The 17,928-nt window shown below is 64.5% G+C and carries 17 protein-coding genes; 8 read left to right on the top strand and 9 right to left on the bottom strand.

Going from position 1 to position 17,928, the window contains the following annotated elements; genetic code table 11:
• Window positions 1-56 precede the first annotated feature (56 nt).
• Together AC3D25_RS26305 and AC3D25_RS26300 are read left to right on the top strand one after the other, a co-directional pair.
• Window positions 57-1,829, top strand: coding sequence for a pyrrolo-quinoline quinone (locus tag AC3D25_RS26305; protein ID WP_488891419.1), 1,773 nt, complete (start codon window positions 57-59; stop codon window positions 1,827-1,829).
• Between the two features lie 117 nt (window positions 1,830-1,946).
• Entirely contained in the window at window positions 1,947-2,234 is a 288-nt protein-coding gene (locus tag AC3D25_RS26300; protein ID WP_488891418.1) for a hypothetical protein, read from the top strand.
• Between the two features lie 330 nt (window positions 2,235-2,564).
• On the opposite strand, the gene AC3D25_RS26295 is transcribed toward AC3D25_RS26300, so the two are convergent.
• The 4 genes from AC3D25_RS26295 to AC3D25_RS26280 all read right to left on the bottom strand — a co-directional run bounded on the left by AC3D25_RS26295 (window position 2,565) and on the right by AC3D25_RS26280 (window position 5,237).
• On the bottom strand, window positions 2,565-2,792 hold the full coding sequence (locus AC3D25_RS26295) for a hypothetical protein (protein ID WP_488891417.1): 228 nt from the start codon (window positions 2,790-2,792) through the stop codon (window positions 2,565-2,567).
• 338 nt (window positions 2,793-3,130) lie between these two features.
• Complete coding sequence (locus AC3D25_RS26290; RefSeq protein ID WP_056365119.1) at window positions 3,131-3,334, bottom strand: cold-shock protein; 204 nt, start codon at window positions 3,332-3,334, stop codon at window positions 3,131-3,133.
• A gap of 249 nt (window positions 3,335-3,583) precedes the next feature.
• Window positions 3,584-4,501 carry a pyridoxal-phosphate dependent enzyme gene (locus AC3D25_RS26285; RefSeq protein WP_488891416.1) on the bottom strand — a complete coding sequence of 306 codons (918 nt, stop codon included), beginning with the start codon at window positions 4,499-4,501 and terminating at the stop codon, window positions 3,584-3,586.
• 85 nt (window positions 4,502-4,586) lie between these two features.
• Entirely contained in the window at window positions 4,587-5,237 is a 651-nt protein-coding gene (locus tag AC3D25_RS26280) for an OmpW/AlkL family protein (protein WP_488891415.1), read from the bottom strand.
• A gap of 216 nt (window positions 5,238-5,453) precedes the next feature.
• Here AC3D25_RS26280 and AC3D25_RS26275 point away from each other — a divergent pair, with 216 nt between their 5' ends.
• Complete coding sequence (locus tag AC3D25_RS26275; RefSeq protein ID WP_488891414.1) at window positions 5,454-5,744, top strand: hypothetical protein; 291 nt, start codon at window positions 5,454-5,456, stop codon at window positions 5,742-5,744.
• 24 nt (window positions 5,745-5,768) lie between these two features.
• Here AC3D25_RS26275 and AC3D25_RS26270 read toward each other — a convergent pair whose 3' ends face one another.
• From AC3D25_RS26270 to AC3D25_RS26250, 5 genes are all read right to left on the bottom strand, one after another.
• On the bottom strand, window positions 5,769-6,242 hold the full coding sequence (locus tag AC3D25_RS26270; protein ID WP_488891413.1) for a hypothetical protein: 474 nt from the start codon (window positions 6,240-6,242) through the stop codon (window positions 5,769-5,771).
• 102 nt (window positions 6,243-6,344) lie between these two features.
• Window positions 6,345-7,946, bottom strand: coding sequence for a sensor domain-containing diguanylate cyclase (locus tag AC3D25_RS26265; RefSeq protein ID WP_488891412.1), 1,602 nt, complete (start codon window positions 7,944-7,946; stop codon window positions 6,345-6,347).
• Window positions 7,947-8,064: 118 nt separating this feature from the next.
• On the bottom strand, window positions 8,065-9,012 hold the full coding sequence (locus AC3D25_RS26260; protein ID WP_488891411.1) for a GGDEF domain-containing protein: 948 nt from the start codon (window positions 9,010-9,012) through the stop codon (window positions 8,065-8,067).
• Between the two features lie 56 nt (window positions 9,013-9,068).
• The gene (locus tag AC3D25_RS26255; protein ID WP_488891410.1) at window positions 9,069-11,441 is read right to left on the bottom strand and encodes a putative bifunctional diguanylate cyclase/phosphodiesterase; all 2,373 of its coding nucleotides are present in this window, start codon (window positions 11,439-11,441) and stop codon (window positions 9,069-9,071) included.
• Between the two features lie 279 nt (window positions 11,442-11,720).
• The gene (locus AC3D25_RS26250; protein WP_488891409.1) at window positions 11,721-12,914 is read right to left on the bottom strand and encodes a porin; all 1,194 of its coding nucleotides are present in this window, start codon (window positions 12,912-12,914) and stop codon (window positions 11,721-11,723) included.
• A 260-nt stretch (window positions 12,915-13,174) separates the two neighbouring features.
• Here AC3D25_RS26250 and AC3D25_RS26245 point away from each other — a divergent pair, with 260 nt between their 5' ends.
• From AC3D25_RS26245 to AC3D25_RS26225, 5 genes are all read left to right on the top strand, one after another.
• Window positions 13,175-14,173, top strand: a complete 999-nt coding sequence (locus tag AC3D25_RS26245) for an aliphatic sulfonate ABC transporter substrate-binding protein (protein ID WP_488891408.1) — start codon at window positions 13,175-13,177, stop codon at window positions 14,171-14,173.
• A 6-nt stretch (window positions 14,174-14,179) separates the two neighbouring features.
• Complete coding sequence (locus tag AC3D25_RS26240) at window positions 14,180-15,022, top strand: ABC transporter permease (protein WP_488891407.1); 843 nt, start codon at window positions 14,180-14,182, stop codon at window positions 15,020-15,022.
• The gene (locus tag AC3D25_RS26235) at window positions 15,019-15,768 is read left to right on the top strand and encodes an ABC transporter ATP-binding protein (RefSeq protein ID WP_488891406.1); all 750 of its coding nucleotides are present in this window, start codon (window positions 15,019-15,021) and stop codon (window positions 15,766-15,768) included. The genes AC3D25_RS26240 and AC3D25_RS26235 overlap by 4 nt, the downstream gene beginning before the upstream one ends.
• Window positions 15,769-15,891: 123 nt before the next feature.
• Window positions 15,892-16,776: a TauD/TfdA dioxygenase family protein gene (locus tag AC3D25_RS26230; RefSeq protein ID WP_488891405.1), complete on the top strand. Its 885-nt coding sequence runs from the start codon at window positions 15,892-15,894 to the stop codon at window positions 16,774-16,776.
• Window positions 16,777-16,820: 44 nt separating this feature from the next.
• Window positions 16,821-17,882 (top strand): ABC transporter substrate-binding protein, encoded by a 1,062-nt coding sequence (locus AC3D25_RS26225; protein WP_488891404.1) that lies wholly within the window; start codon window positions 16,821-16,823, stop codon window positions 17,880-17,882.
• Window positions 17,883-17,928 lie beyond the last annotated feature (46 nt).

Raw genomic sequence — 17,928 nt, 5'->3', positions numbered from 1 at the left:
CTGCGGCCTTCCAGCGGCCGACTGCTCGCCGCGCGCCTCACGGACCGGAGACTCACATGCACGCACACTCATCGAAGGCCGTGAACCGCGCAATCCATTTTGCGCTAGCGATGTGCTGCGCCGCGTGCAGCGGCGGCGGTGGATCGAACGATACGGCGTCGTCGGCTGGAACGAGCGCATCGGGCGGAACCGGCAGCAGCGGAACCACCACGGGCACCACGACACCGAACCCGCAAGGCAGCAGCGGCTCGACATCCGGAACAGGTCAAAGCGCGGGCCAAAGCACAGGACAAAGCGCCGCGCCCGTTGCAACCGCCCGCCCCACCGACGTCCTCACGCATCATAACGACCTCGCGAGAACCGGCCAAATGCTCGCCGAGACGACCCTCACGCCCGCGAACGTGGCGTCGGGGAGTTTCGGCCGCCAGCGCATCCTGCCCGCCGACGGCAAAGTGGACGCGCAACCGCTCTACGTCACCGGCCTGACCATTAGCGGCGCGGCGCACAACGTGGTCTACGTCGCGACCGAGCACGCGAGCCTCTACGCCTACGACGCCGACACTGGCGGGCTTATCTGGCAACGCAGCCTGCTCGGCGCGGCCGAAACGCCAAGCGACAGTCGCGGCTGCCAGGACATCATGCCGGAAATCGGCATCACGTCGACGCCGGTCATCGATCGCGGACGCGGCGCGAACGGCGTGCTGTACGCGGTCGCGATGAGCAAGGACGCGTCGGGCGGCATTCATCACCGCCTCCACGCGCTCGATCTCGCGAGCGGCGCGGAAGCGCTCGGCGGTCCTACCGAAATTGCCGCGACCTATCCGGGCAACGGCGCGGGCAGCGTCGGCGGCGTGATCACCTTCGACCCGCAACTCCACACCGAGCGCGCCGCGCTCACGCTCGTCAACGGCAACGTCTACATGGGCTGGACGGCGCACTGCATGGGCGGCGCCTACACGGGCTGGCTGATGGCCTACAGCGCCGACACGCTCCAGCAGACAAGCGCGCTCAACATCACGGCGAACGGCAGCCAGGGATCGATCTGGATGGCCGGATCGGGCATGGCGTCGGACGGCACGTCGCTTTATTTCGTCGATGGAAACGGCACGTTCGGCACCACGCTCGACGCAAACGGCTTCCCCGTCGACGGCGACTATGGCAACGCATTCGTAAAATTGTCGATCACGCCGAAGCTCGCCGTATCCGACTACTTCGCTACCTTCAACGTGGTGGCGCAAGCGAACGCCGACGAAGATTTCGGCTCGGGCGGCGCGATGCTGCTCCCCGACCAGACGATGTCGAACGGCACGGTGAAACGGCTCGCGGTCGCGGCGGGGAAAGACAATAAGATCTACGTCGTCGATCGCGACGCGATGGGGAAATTCAATCCGGCGTCCAATAACATCTGGCAGCAATTGACCGGCACGCTCGCGGGCGGCATCTGGGGTTCACCCGCGTACTTCAACGGCACGGTGTACTACGGCGGTCTGAACGACAACCTGAAGGCGCTGCCGATCGCCGAAGCGCGTCTCGCCTCGACGCCCGCATCGAAAAGTCCGGGGACGTTTCCGTATCCCGGCACGACGCCCGCAATTTCCGCAAACGGCGCGGCGAACGGGATCGTGTGGGCGGCGGAAAATAGCGCGACCATTGGCGTATTGCACGCCTACGACGCCGCAAATCTCGCGCACGAGTTGTACAACAGCAATCAGGCAGGCGCGCGCGACCAGTTCGGACCGGGCAACAAATTCATCACACCGATGATCGCGAACGGGCGCGTTTTTGTGGGTACCCAAAGCGGCGTCGCGGTGTTCGGTCTGCTGCAATAACCCGCGCGGAATACCGCCGATCAGCGCACGAAGTAGCCTTTGTCCTGCATGCATTCGCCGAACGCGCGCCAGTAACGGACCATCGGCGGTTCGGGCGGCGGAAGCGGCGGCATTTTCATGTCGCCAGACATGATCGCGTCGCTGGACGCGCTTGCCGCCGCAGCCACCGACGCACTGGGCGCGCCGCTCGCGGGCATGGCCGCGCTGGCGCTCAACGGCGCGGAAGCTGGTGAAGGCGCAGACGCCGCGGAAGCCGCCGATGCCGACGACGCGCCCGAAGCCGCAATCGACGGCGGCAACGGCGGCGCAACCGGCCGCGGCGGACTCAGCGGACGCGGCGTCGCGGCGCCTTGGTCGCGCGGCGCGACCTGCGACTCGTGCGCCATCACGACCTTGGTTTGCTGATTTGCGTAGGCGTAGCAGGCGGCGTTATCGACGCTTTGCTGCCACGACGATTGCGAGCGGCCAGGAACGGTCGCCGGACGCTGAGCAAGTGCGGCGCCGCTAGCCACGACAAGAAAGATGCCTGCGTAAATTGAAGGTCTCATTGGCGTGCGAACCCCGAAGCGATGTTTTAGTTGTTGCGGCGACGGCCCGCACGAAGCGCCTCGCAAGGTGATCGTGCCGTCTCGATGGCCGCCGGGCAGGAGTCAAGCATACCGCGCTCGCTGCGCGTTCCACGCCAGAACCACAGGCTTCATCCGCCAATCTTCAGTTGCTTCGGGACGCGCGCGCTTAGCCGCGCGTATCGACCCACTCGTGGGCCCACTGGCATGAGTGGCCGAGCGCGGTTTGTTCGTCGTCGAAATAGTCGAGGACGTGGAACTGGTAGAAACGCATCGCTTCGCCGGCGTCGCCATGACGTTCCAGAAGCAGATTAGATGCGAACGATCCGTCCGGCAAACGATGCGCGGAAGGGAGGATTTTGTAGCTTTTATAGTGATGAATATTAGAGTTATGCATAATCAAACGAGCGCGCGCAAACGCTTGCGGCCATAAAGCCGAGCCGAATACGAAACGCTAAATTAAAACGTGATGAACCGCTGGAAAAGGCGACAGGCGTGCGCGACACATGCGAAAAAACGCATATCGACGCAAATAAAACGCTGGGAAGGTGCTGAAGAAGCGCTGCGGTGAGTTCCGGGAATTAACCTGGAAGCCATTGCGGGAGCATAAACGCCGGATGGCGGCTCCGCGAGGGTTTCAGCTACTGTCGCAGGCCGGCTGTGCCAGCCCGCGACGAGCGTTCTTACTGTTGCTTAAGCGTGTGGCTTGAAGCGTTACTGCTTAAAGCTAACTACTTACAGCGGGGTAATGTTCGAAGCTTGCAGACCCTTCGGGCCTTGCTTGGTTTCGAAGCTCACCTTTTGGTTTTCAGCCAGCGTCTTGAAACCTTCGCTGCGAATTTCCGAGAAGTGAGCAAACAGATCGTCGCCGCCTGCGTCAGGCGTGATGAAGCCGAAGCCCTTGCTGTCGTTGAACCACTTGACGATACCGGTATCCATGAGAATTCCTTGAAATAAAGATTGCCACCCCGGAGTGGGGCGAAAGAAGCATCAAGGAGGAGAGAGGACAACAAATACCGCGGTGGAAACGGAGGATGATGAACAGCTATCGGACTTCTTGAATACTTCGACCTGCAGAATACGGGTTGTCTGATTGACTGTCAAGAGAATTCGGTGTCGGCTTTCCGGGCGGCGGCTGAATTGACGCGCGGAATAACGGTTGAATCAACGCCCGGAACAACGCCCGACTCAATGCCCGAGCACCGCGCTCCATCGCTGCAATTGCTCGACGCTCACGCCGACCCCGCCGCACACCACGATCAGCACCGTTTCCGCCCGATCCAGCGCCGGCGAGCCCGCCTCCAGCGCCGCGAGCGATGCGCCGCACGCCGGTTCGACCACCACGCGGTGGTCGTCGATGAAGGCGAGGCACGCCGCCACCGCCTGTGCGTCGCTCACCACGACGCTTTCCACCGGACGCCGCGCGGCCAGCGCGAGCGCTTCCGGCGCCACGCTGCGCGCGCCAAGCGAAGTGGCGATGCTCGTCACCGCAGGCAACGCGACACGCGCGCCCGCCGCGAGCGACCGGGCGTACGAATCGGCGCCGGCGGTTTCCGCCGCGACGATCGGCGTCGCCGACCAGCCGTTGCGCGCCATGCCCGCATCCACGCCGCACAGCAATCCGCCGCCGCCGACCGACAGCACGACCGCGTCCGGCGTCAGGCCGGCGCGCGCGGTTTCGTCGATGAGCGTTGCGTGGCCTTCCCACAGCAGCGGGTCGTCGAAGGGATGAATGAATGCGTCGGCCGGCGTGCAAACGGACAGCGCATACTCGTTCGCGTCCTGCCACGACGCGCCGTGCACGACGATTTCCGCGTTTTCCATGCCGATCAACTGCTTCGCGCGCTCGGAGGTCGTCTCGGGCACGACGACCAGCACCGGCACGCCCAGTTTGGCGCCGGCGTAGGCGACCGCGAGCCCCGCATTGCCACCCGACGACGACACGAATCGCTGCGCGCCCCGCTCGCGATAAACCGCGCACGCATGGCCGATGCCGCGCGCCTTGAACGATCCAGTCGGCTGGAGCGCCTCCAGCTTGAGCCAAACGGCTTTATTGAAGCGGCGCGACAGCGCGCGGGATTCGATCAGCGGCGTTTCGATGAACATGGGTTCCTGACTCAAGGCTGCGCAGCGCGCGAAGGCGACAATTTTACCTCCGTCGCGCGCTTGCGGCGGCGCGCGCCGTCCGGCGTCAGAACTTCATGCCGACGCCGACGCCGAGTACCAGCGGATCGATATGCAACGTGCCGAGCGAGGCACCGTTGAGCGATGCGTCGGTGTGCATCCAGATCTTCTTGATGTCGGCGTTGACGAAGAATTGCTTCGTCACCTGCACGTCCACGCCCGCCTGCAAGGCCGGCCCGAAACTGCTTCGGCTCACCGACACCGGCTGGCCGCCCGCGCTCAGACCGTCGTTGTAGAAATACGTGTAGTTCAGCCCCGCGCCGACGTACGGCCGCACGCGCCCCTGATGGTTGAAGTGGTACTGGAGCAGCAGCGTCGGCGGCAGCACGTTCACACCGCCGAGATTGCCAAGCGAGGATGTCACCTGATGGCGCGATGTGCCGAGAATCAGCTCGACGCCGATGTTGTCGCGGATCATGTAGGTGAAGTCGAGTTCCGGCACGAGCGCGTTGTTCACGTCGGTATGCAGCGCCGACAGCGTGCCGTTCGTGCGCACATCCGGCTCGATGCTGATGGCGCGCAGACGCACAAGCACGTCGCCTGCGTGGATGCCGCCCATCGCCGCCGATGTGTCGTCGGCGCGCGCCGCGGTCGAGAGTAAGCCGAGCCCGAATAGGCAGGCCAGCGTGGTGAGTGCAAAGCGTGTCGATGAGGTCATGTTCTTTTAGGTTTTTAAGAAGATGACCATTCTCGAAAGAATTCTGCGCGCACGCGTTGACGGCGCTCAAGCATGCGTTCGATCGGGCGGTTTTTATCGCGGATGCACGAAAATCCGCGCGTTATCCGCGCGCGCTTTTCCGTGTGTTTTTGCGGCGCAAAGCGGGTCCGCTCCTTGCTGCATTCGGTAATGTGCAGAAGAAAACAGGGGATCGATATGAAACGCACTCTCGCTAATTTGAGCAGAACCGTTGGCGTCCTGTTCAGCAGCACGCTCGCCATCGCCGCGTTCGACGCCACCGCGCAACAGCCGAACAAGCTGGACGCCGACAGCACGCCCGCGTATCAGGAACGCAACGTGACGCCGCCCGCGAGCGCCACCGCCGCACGCGACAAGGCGCTCAACACCGTGCCCGGCAAAGTGTCGTCGGGCAAACAGCCGTCGACGGGGCGCGCCAACGGCTTAGGCATGGATGCCGGCGCGGACAGCATGAGCAAGAAGCCGTAGCGCAGGAAGCCGCGGAACGCAGACTCAGGCCTGCTTGTCCGGCCACGGCCAGGTCGAATAACGCGACGCGTCCGCGTCCTGGGATAGCGTGTCCCCGCTTTCCGTTTCTGCCGTGCCCGCCAGCGGCTCGGCGGGCAAATCGCGTCCGAACCACGGCACGCTCATCTGCAATTCGTGCGAATACGCGGTCCATCCGGCGGCATTGTTCTCGAATAGATCGTGACGAACGGTTTCCGCCAGGAGCGGACGATTCAGCGATTCGTCGAGCAGCATTTTCGGCCACACGAAAAACGCGCTCGCCGTCCGCTCGATAAAGCGGCGCGGCGGCATCTGCGCATCGACAAAACCGAGCAGGCTGAAACTCGCGAGCGAATCTTCATTCGATAGCGCCGCGCCGATAGTCGGGTGCGCGTCGGCGCATCGGGACAGGCAAAAAAGCGCTTCGAGCGCATCGCCGAGATGCAGCAGCAACGCGCGTCGTTCGTAAGGATCGTCCATGGAGGCCTCAGGTTGGGGTCGAAAGGAACATTGCGTGTGCTTGGAGTATGCAAGGAACACGCCGGTTCACGCGAATTCGCGGTAAGCGCTCGAACGCACGCTTTATTGCACACCTGCGCGGTCGGCATCGTGAATATGCGAGGCGGCCACGCGATTGCGGCCGCCCGATTTTGCGTCGTACAAGGCGGCGTCGGCTGCGCCGATCAGCGCGAGCACGTCCCCGCCCCGACGCGGCAAGCCACACGCGCAGCCAATGCTCACCGTCACCACGCGATACGCGCTGCCGCTGTGTGCAATGTGCAGACTCTCGACCGCCGCGCGCAGCTTTTCCGCGAACACCATCGCGCCGTCGCTCGACATATCGGGCAGGATCACGACGAATTCCTCGCCGCCGTAGCGCGCGGGAATATCGCCGGGACGCTGGATAGCCGCCTCGATACAGTCGGCGACGGCGGCCAGCGCGTCGTCGCCCATCGCGTGGCCGTAGGTGTCGTTGTAAGCCTTGAAATTGTCGACATCCAGGAATAGCACAGACATCGGCGCGCCTGAGCGGCGGGCGCGCCGCCATTCGTCGTCGAGATGGCGGTCGAGCGCGCGGCGATTGTTCAGGCCCGTCAGCGAATCCGTGCCCGCCAGCCGCACGAGTTCGGCCTGCGTGCGCGCCCGCGCGTGCAGCGAGAACGCGAGCAGCCACGACAGCACGATAAAGCTCAGCCCGAACACCGCCGTCAGCCCGCCGACCACCACGCTGCGCCCGCGCCACGGCGCGAGCACGTCTTCCTCGGCGGGGGCGACGACGGTGATCATCGGCGTGCCGGGAACGCGCGCGTAAGTGTAGAGGCGCCGCACGCCGTCCACGGACGCCTTCGCCGCGTAGGCGCCGGAATCGCTGCGCGCCATCGGCCCGAAGGTGGGCGACGCGGCGATGTTCTTGCCCGCGTCGCCCGCCCGTAACGGTCGTCGCGCGAGCAGCGTGCCGTCGCGCTCGACGATAAACACCGAGCCCGCGCGCCCCGTGCTCACCTTGGCGAGCAGTGCGTTGAAATAGTCGAGCTGGATGGTGAGGAGCGCGATGCCCGCGAACTGGCCGGATGGCGTCTCGATGCGGCGGCTCAGTGCGATCGCGAGCGGCGCGCCCGGCGTTTCGACGCTGCGGGTCGGGCGAAACGGATGCGAGATGAAAAGCTCCGCATGCGGATGATCGCGCTGCATGATGAAGTAGTCGCGCGCGGTGTAGTCGATGGGCGGGCCGGGATCCGTGCGCTGCGCCATCACGATCCGCCCGTTTGCATCGAGCACCAGCGCGCTGCCGATGAACGCGGCGGAGGTCGCGCGATCGAACACGATATTGCTGCGCAAGTCGGGCGGGAGCGCCATCACGTCCCGCGACTCGACGCCGTCGACCATGGCCTGCAGCGAGAGATCGGCGAGTTCGATATTGCGCGCGATATCGCCGCTGATGATGGACACGAGATTCCACGACGTCTCTCGCGCGCGGTCGAGCGCTTCCGCGCGCCCCTGATACAGCGTCACGAACGACAACGCCACCATCGATACCGCGACCACCGTGCCGACCGCGCCCGCGAGCAGCGGATGCTGGCCGAGCGCGTCGTAGACGCGTCCCGCGTTGCGCTTTCTGAGTCGCGCCGCACGACGCCTCGCGTCGAAGGGCGTGCGCCAGCGCCGGGTCGAGGTCTTGTTCATCGGCTGTAAGTGTGCAGACAGTGTTACGCCCTCTCGGCTTCTGTCCCTCGAAGCATCGCCCCGGCGCGGGCGTGGCGTCAAGCCTGCGCGCGTCGCGCTCGGGCTTTCGCCCTTCCGTCTACGCCCGCTCGTTGCGGTTGCGCCCAAGCCGTTTCGCGCGATACAGCGTGTCGTCGGCGCGTTTCAGCACGGACGTCGCGTTGTCGTTTGCCCGCGCTTCGGTCACGCCGGCGGAAAACGTATAGCGCACGTCGTCGCCCGCGGGCGAGCGTACGCATTGCATCGCGACGCCCCGCCGCAGCATCTCCATCACGCGAAACGCTTCGTCGGCCGGCGCGCCGGGCATCACGATCAAAAACTCCTCGCCGCCGATTCGTCCGACCGTATCCTGCCGCCGCACCAGCCGCCGCGCGACCCGCGCGAAATTCGTCAGTACGGCGTCGCCCGCGCCGTGGCCGTAGCGGTCGTTGATCTGCTTGAAACCATCGAGGTCGATCAGCGCGAGCGACACTGGCGCCTCCGGCCGCGCAAACGTGTGCAGCGCGATATCGAGCAATTCGAGCGTATGCCGCCGGTTCGGCACGCCGGTCAGCACGTCCGTGCGCGAATCCACGAGCGCTGCATCGCGGGCGCGCTTGAGTTCGTCCTCGCCGCGCTTGAGCGTCGTGATTTCCGCGCCGAGCACGGTGACCCAGCCGTTCGGCAGCAGCGTTTCGGTCATCCAGTACCAGCGTCCGTCCATCAGGTCGGTCGCGAAACAGCGCTGTCCGGGACGCTCGCGGCGGCGCGCCTGCGCGTCGGCGACGAACGCCATCTGATCGCCCCGGTCGATCCGCACACCGCGTCCGCACGCGACGCCGCGCAACACGACGTCCGCGAAGGTCAGCGGCGCTTGGCCTTCGCCCAGTGCATCCTCCAGCGCGAACACTTCCTGAAACGCGGCGTTCGCGTACACGAGCACATCGCGCGCGTCGTACACGCCGACCAGCATCGGTCCCGCGCCGAGCGACGCGACGAGCGCGTCCGCCGCCGAATACACCGCTTGAGGGTGGCAGGAAGCGTTCATGGATGAATGACCTTGCGGCCAGCCGGGCAAGGGGCTATCTGCACGTTCTGCATCGATCAGTCCCTTGAGGCCTCTGCCAGCACGAAGCGGTCCAGGAAGGCAGGCGCCGCGACAGGCCGCCCGAGCAGAAAGCCCTGAACGAGTTCGCAGCCCATCTCGCGCAGCGCGTCGAGTTGGCTCTGCCGCTCCACACCTTCCGCCACCACGCGGATATTCAACGCTTGCGCCAGCGCGACGATGCCGGTCACGACCGTTCTCGCGGACGGATCGCAGTCGATATCGACCACCATCGAGCGGTCGAGCTTCAGCACGTCGGGCCGCAGACGCGTGAGATAGCTCAGGCTGGAATAGCCGGTGCCGAAGTCGTCGAGTGCGACCCGGAAACCGAGCCGCTGCAATTCGCGCAGCACCGATTGCGCCGTTTCAGCGCGTTCGACCAGCGCGGATTCGGTGATTTCGAGCGTCAGTTGCCGCGTCGCGATGCCATGCCGCGCCGCGCTCTGAGAAAAGCGCTGCGGAAGTGTCTCGTCGCTCAACTGTTTGGCCGACACGTTCACCGACATCGCGAACGCGGGACCGCACGCGCCGAGCCACCCCACCATCTGACGCAAGCTCTCCTCGAACACCCAAAGTCCCACCTCGCCGATCAGCCCGGTTTCCTCCAGCAAAGGCACGAAAATCGCCGGCGATACGAGGCCATGCTCCGGCCGGTTCCAGCGGATCAGCGCTTCTGCGCCCGTCATTTCGCGCGTCGCGGTGCGGAACTGCGGCTGGAAATGCAGCACGAATTCGCCGCGCGGCAATGCGTGGCGCAACTCGCGTTCAAGCTGGAATTCGCGGATCGCCGCGCTTTCCTCGGTGCCGAACACGCGGCAATGATCGCGGCCCGCGCGCTTCGCCGCGTACATCGCGACATCGGCGCGGCTCAGCAGCGCTTCGGGCGTCGCGGCGTCGAGCGGAAAACTCGCGACGCCCGCCGACAGGGTGATCGTCGTGGCGACGCCGCCGAGCAGATGCGGCTCGCCCACCACGCTCCTGACGTTTTCATAAACGCGCATGAGTTCGTCGATGGAATGCGCGTTCGCCAGCACGATCGCGAACTCGTCGCCGCCGGGCCGCGCGACGAACGCGTCGGCGGGCACGGCGCGCGCAATCGCCTGGCCGACATCGCGCAGGAGCGCGTCGGCCATGACCGCGCCGGCGGTGTCGTTGAGCACCTTGAAGCGATCGACGTCGGCGAGCAGGATCGAAAACGGTTGGACTTCCTCGCAGCGCCGGTGCAGAAGTTCGATCAGCGCGTGGCGGTTGCCGAGTCCCGTGAGGTTATCGGTGTGGGCGAGGCGGTCGAGGTCGGCAATGCGGCGCCGTTCCTCGGTAATGTCGATACACACGCTGACCACGCGTTCGACGCGGCCGTTCGCGTCACGCACCGGCGACGCGCTCACGCGCACCCAGCGCCATCCGCCGTCTTCCTGCGCCACGCGGAATTCGGATTGCGCGGCCAGGCCGTCCCGGGCCATCGTGCGCATGGCGAGGCGCAGTTGCGCGAGATCCTCGGCGGGGAGACGCACTTGCCACGCGCTCGGATCGCGATAAAGCACTTCACGGGGAAGCCGCCACATCGCGTCGAAACCGGCGCTGACGTGATAGACCGTGCGGAAATCCGGACTCGCCGACCAGAACACCACCGGCACATGCGCCTCGACGTCCTTCAGCAGCGCGAGCGCGCGCGCGGCCTCGCCCTGCGCGACGGTCTGCTCGCTGATATCGCGCGACGGACACAACACAGCGCTCACGCGGCCATGCGGCGATTTCACCGGATACAGCGTCGAATCCCACCACTTCGGCGTGCCGAGCGCGGTCGTGCAATAACCGGTGAAGCGCGCCTGCTTGCCGTCGAGCGCGCGCTGGAACGCAGCGCGCGCGGCGTGGGCGTCGTCGCCTTTCCAGAAGCCGAGCCAGTCCGCGCCGATCAACTGACTGGACGACGACACCTCCATCAGTTCCGCGCCCACTTCGGAGATTTCCATGATGCGGCCATCGAGGCCGATCAGTTTCAGGCAGTCCGCGTTGGTCGCGAGCAGCGCGCCCGACAGGTTCTGCAATTGATCGGCGCGCGCGCGGAGCGTTCGGTAAGCGCGAGCCGCGCGCGACGCCATGAAAAACGTTCCGAGCACGCTCGCCGCCGCGAGCGCGGCCATCCACGCGGACGCGTCGAACAGCAGCAAGCCGGCGCCGAACGCCGGCCCGGCGATGGCGGCCAGCACGCCGAGGCGCACCACCATCGGCGATACGCGCGTGTCCTTGAAGCGCTCGACAAAATAGGAAAGAAACAGTTGGTTTCGCATGGGTGCGGTGGCCGCTTCAGGCACGGCGCTCGATGCTACCGGCGCGCACGCGGCGGCCTGACCGGACGGCTGACGGGTCATCGCTGGCGGTGCGCGTGCCCGCGCCGTTCTTGAACGATCAGGTAACGCATGGAACGGCTCTCAGTATTTATTGGAAATTCTCGGAGCACGCGGTGTACGCGCCCCTACCTCTCCAATAGCGGCAGATTTCCGCGCGACTTGAGCAATCAGCGTCATGCGGGTAATGCGCGGAAATAGGGGCCGGAGGCAGGCGCTTCTGTCTGGAACGTGGAAAAGCAAAAACCTGCACGACCGTTCGGTCGTGCAGGTTTTGCGTTGTAGAGCTGAAAAACGCGGCGCTTAAAACTTCGCGCGCACGCCGCTGAATATCGCGACCTGACGGTTCGTCGATGAAGCCGTGCCTGCGTCGGCGATGGCGGCGATCCTCTGGTAGCCATTGCCGACGCGCGTGGAGGCGTCGCCGGCGGCCAGTTGATAGACGCCCGACAAGTACAGTTCCGTGCGCTTCGAGAGCGCATAGTCCAGGCCGAGCGTGAACTGGTGCCAGCGCGGTTTGAGCGATGCGCCGCCAGTGCCGGGCAGACTGTTCGCGCGGCCGTCGGTGTACGTGTAGACACCGAGCAACGTGAGGGCCGGCGAGACGAGATAACGCGCGTTGACGTCGTAGTTATTGAACTTGCGCGACGAGCCGTCGTTATAGTCGAGTTGCGAATGGCTGAACGCAAAGCCCGCCGTCGCCGTCGATCCGAACGCGTAACTCGCGCCCGCGACCGCGATCTGCTGACGCGCGACGCCGCCGTTCAGCCCGTAGAAAAACGCGCCGCTGTAGTCGTCGCCCGCGGTCGTGCTCGCGCCGCCGATCGCCCCGCTCGTGTTGGTCGTCGTGTTCGGATGGTCCAGCAGCACATAGCCGCCGCCCAGCGAAAGCGGGCCGTTCACGTAGTTCGCGGCGACGCCCCAAGCGCGGTTGTTGCCGAAGCCCTGTCCCGCTGTGTTGCTCGCCTGATTGCTGAACGCATAGAGTGCATCGACGGTCACGCCCGCGAGCGTATCGCTGCGAAACTTGACCGCGTTGTTAATGCGGAAGGTCTGGTTCAGGTTGTCGTTATCGCCGATGTGCGTCGCGGGCGACCAGATACCCGGACCCGCATATTGCGAGGCGAGATCGGTGAGCGGTTCGTATTGGCGGCCCAGCGTGAACGTGCCGATGCCCCTCTTCGCAAAGCCCGCGAACGCCTGACGGCCGAACTCGCGGCCGCCCTGTCCCGCTGTTCCGTCATTGATGCGGAAGCCGTTTTCAAGCGTAAAGACCGCGCTCAAGCCGCCGCCGAGATCTTCGATCCCTTTGAATCCCCAGCGGCTGCCGCTCAGTTTTCCGCTCGTCTGCTGAACGTTGCTCGCGCCGCGCTGATTGTTCGTATAGGCGATGCCCGCGTCGATCACGCCGTATAGCGTGACCGAACTTTGTGCCTGGACCATCGCGGGTGCGGCCACCAGCATGCCGGCCGCGCCGGCAAGTGCTACTCGTTTCATCGTTCTTCCTCTTGTACGTGTTGTTCACGAGTTCTTTGGGCCTCCGATCCTAGGGACCGCCTTACAAAAACAGAACCAAGCATTCGGCATTCGCAATTTAGCGCCCGCGTGATTTGTAATGCGGGAAAACCCGCGCTTGTGGCATGCACCGCCGATATCGCGTGGCGTGCTTTGGTTGTGAACATTGATTGGTTCGCGGCACGCGGCTTCGTCGTTAGATTGACCGGTTAGTGCAAAAACCAAAGCTAATAGGACCAGACATGAAAGACATCCGGGGTCGTGCCTTCACGCGTTTTGCCGCGCGTTTTGCGGCGTTATTCACCGTCACGCTCGCGACGGCCGCGCACGCCGCCGCGCCTGCCGAACTCAAGCTCGATTACGCGTACTACTCGCCGGAAAGTCTCGTCATCAAGCGTCAGGGCTGGCTCGAACAGGAGTTCGCAACCGACGGTACGCAAGTGAAATGGGTGTTGAGTCTCGGCAGCAATCGCGCGCTCGAATACCTGAACAGCGGCGCGATCGATATCGGTTCGACAGCGGGCCTCGCCGCTGTGCTCGCACGCGCGAACGGCAATCCGATCCGCACCATCTATATTTTTTCGCGCCCCGAATGGACGGCGCTCGTCGTGAAAAAAGATTCGCCGATCAAGAGCGTCGCCGATCTCAAGGGCAAGAAGATCGCGGCGACCAAAGGCACCGATCCGTTCCTTTTCACGCTGCGCGCCTTGCATCAGGCCGGGCTTTCGCGCGACGACGTGGATCTCGTCAATCTGCAGCATCCGGATGGCCGGACCGCGCTCGCTAATGGTCAAGTGGACGCGTGGGCCGGTCTCGATCCGCACATGGCTGCCGCTGAAATCGACGACGGCGCGCGGCTTCTGTATCGCAACGTGGACTACAACACGTACGGCTTTCTGAACGCGCGCGAGGCGTTCATCAAGCAATATCCGGATACCGTCGCGCGCGTGCTGAAGGTGTACGAGAAGGCCCGCGTCTGGATCGTCGCGCATCCCGACGACACTGCGAAGCTCGTGGCAGAAGAGTCGAAACTTTCGTTTGCGGTGGCGAAGCTTCAGCTGAGTCGCAACGATTTCAGCGCGCCGCAGCCGGGCGCAAAGCAAATCGACGCGCTCAAGTCCGCCGCGCCGATCCTCACGCAAGAGCAATTGGTGAAGCCGGGGACGGACTTGAATCAGGTGATCGATGCGTTGATCGATACGCATATCGCGCAACCGGTGCTTGCGTCGGCAGCCAAGTAACGCACGATGGCGACCGACGATTCACTCATCGCGATCGAACGGCCCGCGCCGCGTGCGCGGATCTGGACGATCTCCTCGCAGCAGTGCTGGCGCGTCGCCGGTCTGCTGTTGCCGCTCGCGTTTCTCGGCGTGATCGAAGTGCTCGTGCGCGTGCATGTGCTGCCGGAAAATCTTGTTCCGGCGCCCTCGAGCATCGCCGCGACGCTCTGGGAAATGGGCGCGGGGCGGCTCGCGCGACATATCGGCGCGAGCACCGCGCGCGTGTTCGCCGGTTTCGCGTGCGGCGCTGCGCTTGCTATTGCGATCGGCGCGGCGATGGGCCTGAGCCGCCGTCTCGACGCATTGCTCGATCCGAGTTTTCAGGCGCTGCGCGCGATTCCGTCGCTTGCGTGGGTGCCCGTGCTGCTGTTGTGGATGGGTATCGACGAAGCGCCGAAGATCGCGCTCGTTGCGATCGGCGCGTTCTTTCCGGTGCATTTGAGCGTGGTGTCGGGCATTCGCGGCGTGGACCGCAAGCTGATCGAACTCGGGCAGGTGTATCGGCTGAGTCCGCGCGGACTGTTTTTGCGCATCCTGTTGCCCGCCGCGTTGCCGCACATCGCGACCGGTTTGCGCACGGGATTGAGCCTTGCGTGGATGTTCATGGTCGCGGCGGAACTGATCGCGGCGACGCGCGGTCTCGGCTACTTGCTGAGCGATGGCCGCGAGACCGGCCGCCCCGATATCGTATTTGGCGCGATTCTTTTGCTCGCGCTCGCGGGCAAGCTCTCCGACGGCGCGATGAAGGCGCTGGAGTCGCGCTTGCTCGCGTGGCGCGATACGTCCGAGCCGCTCGGGAGACGGCCATGAGCGCGCTGCTGCAAGTTCGCGTCGATGCAAAGCGCTATGCCGGACGCGCCGTTCTCGAACGCGTTTCGTTAAATCTGGCGCGTGGCGAAATCGTCAGCCTCGTCGGACCGAGCGGCTGTGGCAAGAGCACATTGCTGCGCATTATCGCGGGGCTGGATCGCAAATTCGATGGCGACGTTCGGATTGGCGGTCTGCGGCAAGCAGGCCCGTCGGATGCAATCGGTGTGATCTTTCAGGAGCCTCGGCTGCTGCCCTGGCTGACGGTGGCGGATAACGTGGGCTTCGCGGCGGGTTCGCATAGCGGCGCATATCCGCGCGTCGCCGAATTGCTCGATGAAGTCGGGTTGGCAGGTGCGGGCGCGTCGTGGCCGAAGCAGTTATCGGGCGGCATGGCGCAGCGTGTCGCCATCGCGCGCGGGCTTTTTCCGCAGCCGGAATTGCTGCTGCTCGACGAACCGTTCAGCGCCGTCGATGCCATCACGCGCATGCGGCTTCAAGAACTGCTGCTCTCGGTGACGCGCGCACATGGCACCGCCGCGCTCGTGGTCACGCACGATCTGGACGAAGCGTTGTACCTGTCCGATCGCGTGCTGCTGATGACGCCGCCCGACGGCCGCGCGTCGGCACGGATCGCGCGGGAGATCGTGATCGACGCGCCGCATCCGCGCGATCGGCGCGACCCACAACTTGGGATCATTCGCGCCGAGTTGCTTGAGGGACTCGCGACGACCGCGCTCGCGCACTGACGCGCCCTCCGGCAAAACAGCCGGTTTATCGTTAAAACAGATAAACGTATGGGTTTTCGTTCGTTGACCCGGCACGCGCGCGCCCCTAAATTCAGGGTCTCCGATACCGATAACGAGTTCCGCGTGACGACAGCCTCCTTACAAGACACACCGGTTGAATCCATCGAAATCCGTCCATTCGACGCCCCGCTCGGCGCAGAAGTACTGGGCCTCGACCTGTCGAGGCCGCTCGGCGCGGACGAATTCGCGCGCATTCATCGCGCGCATCTCGATCACCACGTCCTCGTATTCCGCGACCAGCGCATCACGCCCGAGCAGCACATCGCGTTCAGCCAGCGCTTCGGTCCGCTGCAGATTCACGTGCTGCACCAGTTTCAGTTGACCGGTCACCCCGAGGTGTTGATCGTGTCGAACATCATGGAAGACGGCAAGCCCATCGGCCTGGGCGATGCCGGCCACTATTGGCATTCCGATCTTTCGTACAAGGAAAAACCGAGCTTAGGCTCACTTTTACACGCGCAGGAGTTGCCCTCCGAGGGCGGCGACACGCTCTTCGCGAACATGCATCTCGCGTGGGATTCGCTGCCCGCGCATCTGCGCGCTGCCGTCGAAGGCAAGAACGCGGAGCACACGTATCTCGCGAAATATGCGGAATTGCAGGCGCGCAGTCCGTGGCGTCCGAATCTTTCGGCCGAGCAAATCGCAGCGGTGAAACCGGTCGTCCAGCCGATCGTGCGCACGCATCCGGAGACAGGACGTAAAGCGCTATTCGTGAGCGAGCACTTCACCACGCGTGTCATCGGCATGCCCGAAGACGAGAGCCGCGCGCTGCTCGACGCCCTCTTCGAACATAGCGTGCGGCCCGAGCATTTATATCGCCATCAATGGCGCGAGTTCGATCTCGTGTTCTGGGACAACCGCTCGCTGATGCACCTCGCCGCCGGCACGCCCGACCATCTGCGCCGCAAACTGTATCGCACGACCATCGAGGGCGACGCGCCTTTCTGAGCGCCGCGTCACCCCTCTTGCACGCCTTTACGACTGGAGTCTCAATGCCGTTTTCGCTTCACGCGAAGGCCGATTTGCATCGCCTTCCCATTCGCTTTCGCCGCGCTGTCGCCGCGATGTTGTCGTTCTCCATCGGCCTTGGCGCGCTGGGTGCCGCGACACCCGCGCGCGCGGAAGGCACGATCCGCGTGGCCGAACAGTTCGGCGTGGTCTATCTGCTGCTGAATGTCGCGCGCGACCAGCAGCTTATCGAAAAGGAAGGCAAGAAAGCCGGCCTCGATATCAAGGTGGACTGGGTGCGGCTCTCGGGCGGCGCGGCGATCAACGACGCCTTGCTGTCCGGTTCGATCGATATCGCGGGCGCGGGCGTCGGGCCGCTGATGACGATCTGGGACCGCACGCACGGCCGCCAGAATGTGAAGGGCGTGGCGTCGCTAGGCAATCTGCCGTACTACCTAGTGTCGAATAATCCATCGGTGAAAAGCATTGCCGATTTCACGCCGAAGGACCGCATCGCCGTGCCGGCCGTATCGGTTTCGGTGCAGTCGCGCGTGTTGCAATTCGCGGCCGCGAAGCGCTGGGGCGACAAGGATTACGACCGTCTCGACAAGCTCACGCAAGCCGTTCCGCATCCGGACGCGGCTGCCGCGATCATCGCGGGCGGCACGGAAATCACCGGGCATTTCGGCAATCCGCCGTTCCAGGATCAGGAACTCGCGGGCAATCCGAAGGCGCACATCGTGCTCAATTCGTATGACGTGCTGGGCGGCCCCAGTTCGGCCACCGTGCTCTACGCGACCCAGAAGTATCGCGATGAAAACCCCAAGACGTATCGCGCTTTCGTCGATGCGCTCGCCGACGCCGCGCAGTTCGTCACGAAAAATCCCGAGGCTGCGGCCGATACGTATATCCGTGTGAACAACGCCAAGATCGACCGCAACCTGCTGTTGAAGATCATCAAGAATCCCGAGGTCCAGTTCAAGATCGCGCCTCAGAACACGCTCGGGCTTGCGCAGTTCATGTATCGCGTCGGCGCGATCAAGAACGAGCCGAAGTCGTGGCAAGACTATTTCTTCACCGATCCCGCGACCGCAAAAGGAAGTTGAAAGCTCTGCGTTTCCTTTCAAAGCCCGCCAGTGATTGAGCGGGCTT

The organism is Caballeronia sp. SL1002, from assembly GCF_057814995.1.
Note: the sequence above shows the minus strand (reverse complement) of the source record. Positions and strands in the feature narration are given on the sequence as shown.